Annotated in this window: 1 pseudogene; it reads left to right on the forward strand. The window is 61.3% G+C overall.

Annotated features, from left to right (window positions below):
- Positions 1–60 precede the first annotated feature (60 nt).
- Positions 61–269: pseudogene (locus tag SB753_RS37560) on the forward strand (four-helix bundle copper-binding protein); the annotation flags it as partial.

The following is a 269-nucleotide window of genomic DNA, read 5'->3' on the forward strand; positions in this document are numbered from 1 at the left end:
CTCGATTTGCTGGAGGACCACAACAGACAGGAAACCCACATGAGCCAATACCTCGACTGTATGGCCGCGCTCGATCGCTGCGCAGCCGCATGCCATCACTGCGCGTCCTCGTGTATCGCGGAGGGGAACCTCCCCGACATGGAAAAGTGCATACGGCTCGATCTTGACTGCGCCGCGTTGTGCCGTTTCACGTCAGAAGCGCTCGCGCGAGATTCACAGTTCATGCGTGACTTCTGCGACCTGTGCGCGCGCATCCGCCTGCGCGGACG

This window comes from Paraburkholderia sp. SIMBA_053 (genome assembly GCF_046534895.1).
In the GTDB taxonomy this organism is placed as follows: Bacteria; Pseudomonadota; Gammaproteobacteria; order Burkholderiales; family Burkholderiaceae; genus Paraburkholderia; species Paraburkholderia caledonica.